Annotated in this window: 6 protein-coding genes and 1 pseudogene; 4 read left to right on the plus strand and 3 right to left on the minus strand. The window is 69.1% G+C overall.

The genetic code is table 11. The annotated features are described in order from the left end of the window. A pseudogene (locus tag NON22_RS17925) lies at positions 1–226 on the minus strand (arginine/agmatine antiporter); the annotation flags it as partial. After that, positions 216–1,292, minus strand: a complete 1,077-nt coding sequence (locus NON22_RS17930) for an aromatic ring-hydroxylating oxygenase subunit alpha (RefSeq protein ID WP_257388315.1) — start codon at positions 1,290–1,292, stop codon at positions 216–218. The gene NON22_RS17930 and the pseudogene NON22_RS17925, both read right to left, overlap by 11 nt. Positions 1,293–1,623: 331 nt before the next feature. Here NON22_RS17930 and NON22_RS17935 point away from each other — a divergent pair, with 331 nt between their 5' ends. The 4 genes from NON22_RS17935 to NON22_RS17950 are packed head-to-tail and all read left to right on the plus strand — an operon-like array spanning position 1,624 to position 6,657. After that, positions 1,624–3,447, plus strand: a complete 1,824-nt coding sequence (locus tag NON22_RS17935; RefSeq protein WP_257388316.1) for an FAD-dependent oxidoreductase — start codon at positions 1,624–1,626, stop codon at positions 3,445–3,447. Beyond that, complete coding sequence (locus NON22_RS17940) at positions 3,447–5,321, plus strand: 2-oxoacid:acceptor oxidoreductase subunit alpha (protein WP_257388321.1); 1,875 nt, start codon at positions 3,447–3,449, stop codon at positions 5,319–5,321. The genes NON22_RS17935 and NON22_RS17940 overlap by 1 nt, the downstream gene beginning before the upstream one ends. Beyond that, positions 5,321–5,605, plus strand: a complete 285-nt coding sequence (locus tag NON22_RS17945) for a hypothetical protein (protein ID WP_257388318.1) — start codon at positions 5,321–5,323, stop codon at positions 5,603–5,605. Before NON22_RS17940 ends, NON22_RS17945 begins: the two co-directional genes overlap by 1 nt. Then, positions 5,602–6,657, plus strand: coding sequence for a 2-oxoacid:ferredoxin oxidoreductase subunit beta (locus tag NON22_RS17950; protein WP_257388319.1), 1,056 nt, complete (start codon positions 5,602–5,604; stop codon positions 6,655–6,657). Before NON22_RS17945 ends, NON22_RS17950 begins: the two co-directional genes overlap by 4 nt. A gap of 205 nt (positions 6,658–6,862) precedes the next feature. On the opposite strand, the gene NON22_RS17955 is transcribed toward NON22_RS17950, so the two are convergent. Then, positions 6,863–7,082 (minus strand): hypothetical protein (locus tag NON22_RS17955; RefSeq protein ID WP_257388320.1); only part of this gene is annotated, 220 nt, incomplete at its 5' end.

Below are 7,082 nucleotides of genomic sequence, written 5' to 3' on the forward strand. Positions count from 1 at the left end.
CCGGCGCGGCCGGCACGCACTGGCCCAGGCGCGCGAACGTCGCCGCGAGCAGCAGCGCGCCGGCCGTGCTGATGGCCCAGCCCAGCGCGCTCGCGCCGCCGTAGGGCGCGAGCGAACTCGGCAACAGGAACAAGCCCGAACCGATCATGTTGCCGACGACGAGCGCCGTCGCGGTCCAGAGGCCGATGCTGCGCTGCGCCGATGTTGCCGGGGAATCAGACGGCATCGCGCCAGGCCCGCCGCAGCAGTTCGTGGAAATGGTGTACGCCGCTTTCGCGCGCCGGGCAGAGCCGGCCGGCGAAATACGAGCCGGAACCGAGCCGCCGCTGCACGGCCAGGCAGATGTCGACGTCCTCTTTCTGCACCGCGTCGCTGAAGTCCTGGTCCTGGCGGCGGCGCTGCGCCTCGGCCGTGTCGGCCGCGGCCGGGTAGTAGTAGTCGAAGTCGACGCGGCAGCGGTCGGGCGCGAGCGGCACGACGCGGTTGGTCTGCAGGCGGCCCGGCAGGATGTTCAGCATGATGTTCGGCCAGACGAAGTAGTACAGCGCGTCGCCCTGTCCGTAGAAGTTGCCGGCGTTCTCCAGCGGGCTCCATTGCAGCGAATGCCAGCCGGCGACCTCGGTGCGGTAGCTGCGGTAGTCGAGCAGGCGGTTCAGTTCCGGATGAATGTGCGGAACGTGATATCCCTCGAGATAGTTGTCGACGTAGACCTTCCAGTTGCAGGCGATCTCGTAGCTGTCGCGATGGCTGTAGACGAGCGCCGGCAGATCGTGGCCTGCCACGCGTCCGGCGATGCCGGCCAGCAGTTCGTCGAGCGCGATCTCCGGCTGCAGCGCCGCGAACACGAGGCCTTGCCACTGCGCGACAGCGACGGCCGGCAGCGCGATCGCCTCGCGCACGAAGCCTTCGGCCGATTCCATCTCGGCCGCGGCGCGCAGGCGGCCTTGCAAGGTATAGGTCCAGCCGTGGTAGCGGCAGCGCAGCGCGCGTGCGCCCTTGCCGTTGCAGGTCGCGAGCGGGCCGGCGCGATGGCGGCAGACGTTGTGGAAGCCGCGCAGCTCGCCGTCGTCGCCGCGCACGAGCACGATCGGCACGCCGGCGATCTCGTCGACGACGTGGTCGCCGGCCTCGGCCAGTTGCGCCGCATGCGCGATCAGCTGCCAGCTGCGCGCGAACACGCGGGTCGTTTCGTCGGCGGCGGCCGACGCATCGGTATAGAACGGCGCGGGCAGGGCCGTGGCGCGGGCCAGCGGCTGCGCCGCGAGCCAGTCGGGTTCGGGTCGGAAGCTCATGGACGGGTCTGCTTTCGGATGCGCGCGACTCTAGCAGCTTGCCGCAATGCGGACCCCTTCGACCGGCGCCGGCGAGGCGTGCATCCATCCTGCCGCCCGCAGCAGTGCAGGCGCCGTTGCGGCGTGGGGTAGATCACTGCGTCGGAACCACCGTTGCCCGGTGGAGCGCCGGCGCTTTTCCTGTCTGCCGGTTCGGTCCGCCGCTTGCGGCGGCGTCCCTTTCCTTCCTTCGCGACACGCGGCAGACTCGGGACGGATCGACTTAGCGAGGCTCCCCGCTGTGTCCCGCCAGGAGCCTCTCGGCGCAAGCAGTGCGGCGAGGAGGGTGAAGGTGCGTCCCACCGATATCCGTGTTCCCGATTACTTCCATAAAGTCGTCGATTGTCAGTGGGCTTGTCCGGCACACACGCCGGTTCCCGAATACATCCGTCTGATCGCCGCCGGCCGCTACGCCGACGCATATCTGGTCAACTGGAAATCCAATGTCTTTCCCGGCGTGCTCGGCCGCACCTGCGACCGGCCCTGCGAGCCCGCCTGCCGGCGCGGCCGCGTCGAGGAAAACAACGGCGACAAGCCCGAGCCCGTGGCCATTTGCCGGCTCAAGCGCGTCGCCGCCGACAACAAGGGCGACGTGCGCGCGCGGCTGCCGCGCGCGGGCAAGCCCAACGGCAAGCGCATCGCCTGCGTCGGCGCCGGGCCGGCCTCGCTGACCGTCGCGCGCGATCTCGCGCCGCTGGGCTATCAAGTCACCGTGTTCGACGCCGAGGCCAAGGCCGGCGGCTTCATCCGCACGCAGATCCCGCGCTTCCGCCTGCCCGAGTCCGTCGTGGACGAGGAAACCGGCTACATCCTCGATCTCGGCGTGGAGTTCCGCGGCGGCGAGCGCGTCGATTCGCTCAAGGCGCTGCTCGGCCAGGGCTACGACGCGGTCTTCGTCGGCTGCGGCGCGCCGCGCGGGCGCGATCTCGATCTGCCGGGCCGCCGCGAATGCGCCGCGAACGTGCATATCGGCATCGACTGGCTGGCCTCGGTCTCGTTCGGCCACGTCGAGTCGGTCGGCCGCCGCGTGCTCGTGCTCGGCGGCGGCAATACCGCGATGGACTGCTGCCGTTCGGCGCGGCGCCTCGGCGGCAGCGAGGTCAAGGTGCTCGTGCGCTCGGGCTTCGACGAGATGAAGGCCTCTCCGTGGGAGAAAGAGGACGCCCAGCACGAAGGCATACCGATCCTCGATTACCACGTGCCCGAGGAATTCCTGCACGACAACGGCCGTCTCGTCGCGATGCGCTTCTCGCGCGTGCGTGCCGAGCGCGATGCGAACGGCCGCCGCCGGCTCGTTCCGACGGGCGAGCCCGACGTGACCTTGCCCTGCGACGACGTGCTGATCGCGGTCGGCCAGGAAAACGCGTTCCCGTGGATCGAGCGCGACATCGGCCTCGCGTTCGACGAGGCGGGCATGCCTGTCGTCGACGCGGCCACGTTCCAGTCCAGCCTGCCGAACGTGCTGTTCGGCGGCGACGCGGCGTTCGGTCCGAAGAACATCATCTGGGCCGTGGCCCACGGCCACGACGCCGCCGTCACGATCGACAAGTGGCTCCAGGGCGAGGACCCGCGCGAGCGGCCGGCGCCGGCCGTGACCCTGCTGTCGCAGAAGATGGGCATCCACGAGTGGAGCTACGACAACGAGATTTCGCCGGATGACCGCTACAAGGTGCCCTGGGCGCCGGCCGAACAGACGCTCGGCAGCATCGCCGTCGAAGTGGAGCTCGGCTTCGATCGCGCGACCGCGCACAAGGAGACGCAGCGCTGCCTGAACTGCGACGTGCAGACCGTGTTCACCGACAAGGTCTGCATCGAATGCGACGCCTGCGTCGACATCTGCCCGATGGACTGCATCAGCTTCACGGCCAACGGCGAGGAAGCCGCGCTGCGGGCCACGCTCACCGCGCCGGCGCTCAACATGGCGCAGTCGCTGTACGTGTCGGGCGAGCTCAAGACCGGCCGCGTCATGGTCAAGGACGAGGACGTCTGCCTGCACTGCGGCCTCTGCGCCGAGCGCTGCCCGACCGGCGCCTGGGACATGCACAAGTACCTGATCGAGATGACTCACGCCGGACCGGGCTGCCGCAGCAAGCGCGCCTGCCAGGAGGCCGCGTGATGGCGACCGTGCAGGAAGAGACCGCCGCCGCCGTTCCCGTGCCGCTGTCCGCCGTCAACGACTTCGTCATCAAATTCGCGAACGTCAACGGCTCGGGCTCGGCCTCGGCCAACGAGCTGTTCGCGAAGTCGATACTGCGCATGGGCGTGCCGGTCAGTCCACGCAACATCTTTCCGTCGAACATCCAGGGCCTGCCGACCTGGTACGAAGTGCGCGTCAACGAGCGCGGCTGGCTCGGTAGGCGCGGCGGCGTCGACCTCATGGTCGCGATGAATCCGCAGACCTGGGACGCCGATCTCGCCGAGATCGAGCCCGGCGGCTATCTGTTCTACGACTCGACCAAGCCGCTGCCGCGCAGCAAGTTCCGCAGCGACGTCCACGTCATCGGCGTGCCGCTGACGCAGCTCTGCAGCGAGCACTACACCGTCGCGCGCGAACGCCAGCTGTTCAAGAACATCATGTATATCGGCGCGCTGTCGGTGCTGCTGGAGGTCGAGCCCGACGCGATCGAGAAGCTGCTGGCCGAGCAGTACCGCGGCAAGGAGAAATTGCTCGACGCGAACCGGCAGGCGTTCCAGCTCGGCCGCCGCTACGTGCTCGACAACCTGCCGCACCCGATCGGCCTGCGCGTGCGCCGCGCCGACAACGTCGGCGAGCGCATCTTCGTCGACGGCAATACGGCCGCGGCGCTGGGCTGCGTCTACGGCGGCGCGACCGTCTGCGCCTGGTATCCGATCACGCCGTCGTCGTCGCTGGCCGAGGCGTTCCAGAAATACTGCATGAAATACCGCGTCGATCCGGCCAGCGGCGCGAACCGGTTCGCGATCGTGCAGGCCGAGGACGAGATCGCCTCGATCGGTATGGTCGTCGGCGCGGGCTGGAACGGGGCGCGCGCATTCACGACGACCTCGGGTCCCGGCATCTCGCTGATGAACGAATTCATCGGCCTGGCTTATTTCGCCGAGATTCCGGTCACTATCATCGATGTGCAGCGCGGCGGCCCGTCGACCGGCATGCCGACGCGCACGCAGCAGTCCGACGTGCTGGCCTGCGCCTACGCCTCGCACGGCGACACCAAGCACGTGCTGCTGCTGCCGCAGGATCCGACCGAATGCTTCGAGTTCGCGGCCGCGGCGCTGGATCTCGCCGACCGCCTGCAGACGCCGGTGTTCGTGCTGACCGATCTCGACATAGGCATGAACCAGCGCCTCTGCGAACCGCTGGCCTGGGACGATGCGCGCGTCTACGACCGCGGCAAGGTCATGACGGCCGAGGAACTCGACGCCGGCAAGGAGTTCGGCCGCTACAAGGACGTCGACGGCGACGGCATTCCGTACCGCACCTATCCCGGCACCCATCCGACCAAGGGCGCCTATTTCACGCGCGGCACTTCGCGCGATCCGTATGCGCGCTATTCCGAGCGCGGGCCCGACTACGTCTACAACATGGAGCGGCTGCTGCACAAGTTCGACACGGCGCGCAGCCTCGTGCCGGCGCCGCTGCCGCGCAGCGCCGCGAAGCCGGCGCGCTTCGGCGCGATCTACTACGGCTCCACGAGCCCGGCCATGGCCGAGGCCATCGCGCTGCTCGAGCAGGACGGCCTGCAGCTCGACACCCTGCGCGTGCGCGCGTTCCCGTTCGCCGAATCGGTGCGTGCGTTCATCGACGCGCATGACGCCGTCTATGTCGTCGAGCAGAACCGCGACGCGCAGCTGCGCAGCCTGCTGATCAACGAGTTCGACCTCGACCCCGCGCGCGTGCCGGCCGTGCTGCATTACGACGGCACGCCGATCACCGCGCGCTTCATCGCGCGGGCGATAGGCGAGCGCGTGCGCACCGCCGCCGCCCAGACCAGCCACGCCGGAGCCTGCTGATGGATCAGAGCCTGCTGATGCAGATCGCGTCGTACCTGATGCCGCTGCTCATGATCGCGACCTTGGCCGTGCTGCTGAGCAAGACCGGTTCGCCGTGGCTGGTCGCCGCGCTCGTGTTCGAGGTGCTCATGCTGCTTTGCCGCCTCGCGATGCAGTTCGGCGCGGCCGAGCTGCTCGGCTCGCCGCTGTTCATGGCCACCTGGAACCTGTTCGGGCTGTTGTTCGCCGTCTGCCTGCTCGGTTTCGCCGTGACCTGGCAAACCTCGCGCGGGAATTCGCCATGACCTTCGTCGCCAAGCCGAAGCTGCACCATCCGACGCTGCCGCAGAACGCGCTGTGCTACACGCGGCGCGACTACGAAGGCAAGATCAGCACCCTCTGCGCCGGCTGCGGCCACGACTCGATTTCCGCGGCGATCATCCAGGCCTGCTGGGAGCTCAGTCTCGAACCGCACCGGCTCGCCAAGCTCTCGGGCATCGGCTGCAGCTCCAAGACGCCGGACTATTTCCTCGGCCAGTCGCACGGCTTCAACACCGTGCACGGGCGCATGCCCTCGGTGCTGACCGGCGCGAACCTCGCGAATCGCGAGCTGATCTATCTCGGCGTGTCCGGCGACGGCGATTCGGCCTCGATCGGCATCGGCCAGTTCGTGCACGCGATACGCCGCGGCGTGAACATGACCTACATCGTCGAGAACAACGGCGTCTACGGCCTGACCAAAGGCCAGTTCTCGGCCACGGCCGACCAGGGCTCCACGTCCAAGCGCGGCGTCGTCAACGCCGACAGCCCGATCGACCTGATCGGACTCGCGCTGCAGCTGGGCGCCACCTATGTCGGTCGCAGCTTCAGCGGCGACAAGGCGCAGCTCGTGCCGCTGATCAAGGGCGCGATCGCGCATCGGGGCGCGGCCTTTCTCGACGTGATCAGTCCCTGCGTCGCGTTCAACAACCACGCCGGCAGCACCAAGAGCTACGAATACGTGCGCGCGCACAACGACGCGGTCAACCGCCTCGATGTGATCCCGGCGCGCGCGGAAATCGCCGTCGACTACTCGGCCGGCGAAACCGTCGAGGTCGAGCAGCACGACGGTTCGCGCCTGCGCCTGCACAAGATCGACGCCGACTACGATCCGCGCGACCGCATCGCGGCGATGAACTACGTGCAGCAGCACCAGGCCCGCGGCGAGGTCGTGACCGGACTGCTCTACGTCGACGCCGAGGCCGAAGACCTGCACGCGCACCTGAACACCGTGACGGCGCCGTTCAATCGCCTCGAAGCCGCCGAGCTGTCGCCGGGTGCGGCGGTGCTCGCGAAGATCAACGCCGGCTTCCGCTGAGTCGTCATTCGGCCCCGACGTTGCGGTGAGCGGTCCGTCCGCGCGCCGGCCGGCGGCATCGCGCGCATCCTCGATCCGGAACCGGAAGCACGGCAATCGCCGCGGCGCTCGCAGCGCATCGATACGACCTCGCCGTCCGCGCGCCGCACGGCACGACGTGCTGCGCTCGCGGCAGCGGCGCATTTCGCCGCTGCGCTGATACGCCTCAGCGCGGCGCCGCGGCAAGGCGCAGCAAGGTCGCGCGCAGCGTCTGTCCCGAGATGTCGAGCTCGGCGTCGCCGAGCGCGTCGGCTGCGCTCTGCGCGCGGGCGAGGCCGGCGCGGTGTTCTGCCGACGGCTGCAGGCGCTGCGCCGCGATCGCGGCGCCGAGATGCACGAGGCGCGCAAAGCCGTTGCGGGCGAGCTGCGGACGGCGCGCGAGCACG

This window comes from Tahibacter caeni (assembly GCF_024609805.1).
GTDB classification, from domain to species: domain Bacteria; phylum Pseudomonadota; class Gammaproteobacteria; order Xanthomonadales; family Rhodanobacteraceae; genus Tahibacter; species Tahibacter caeni.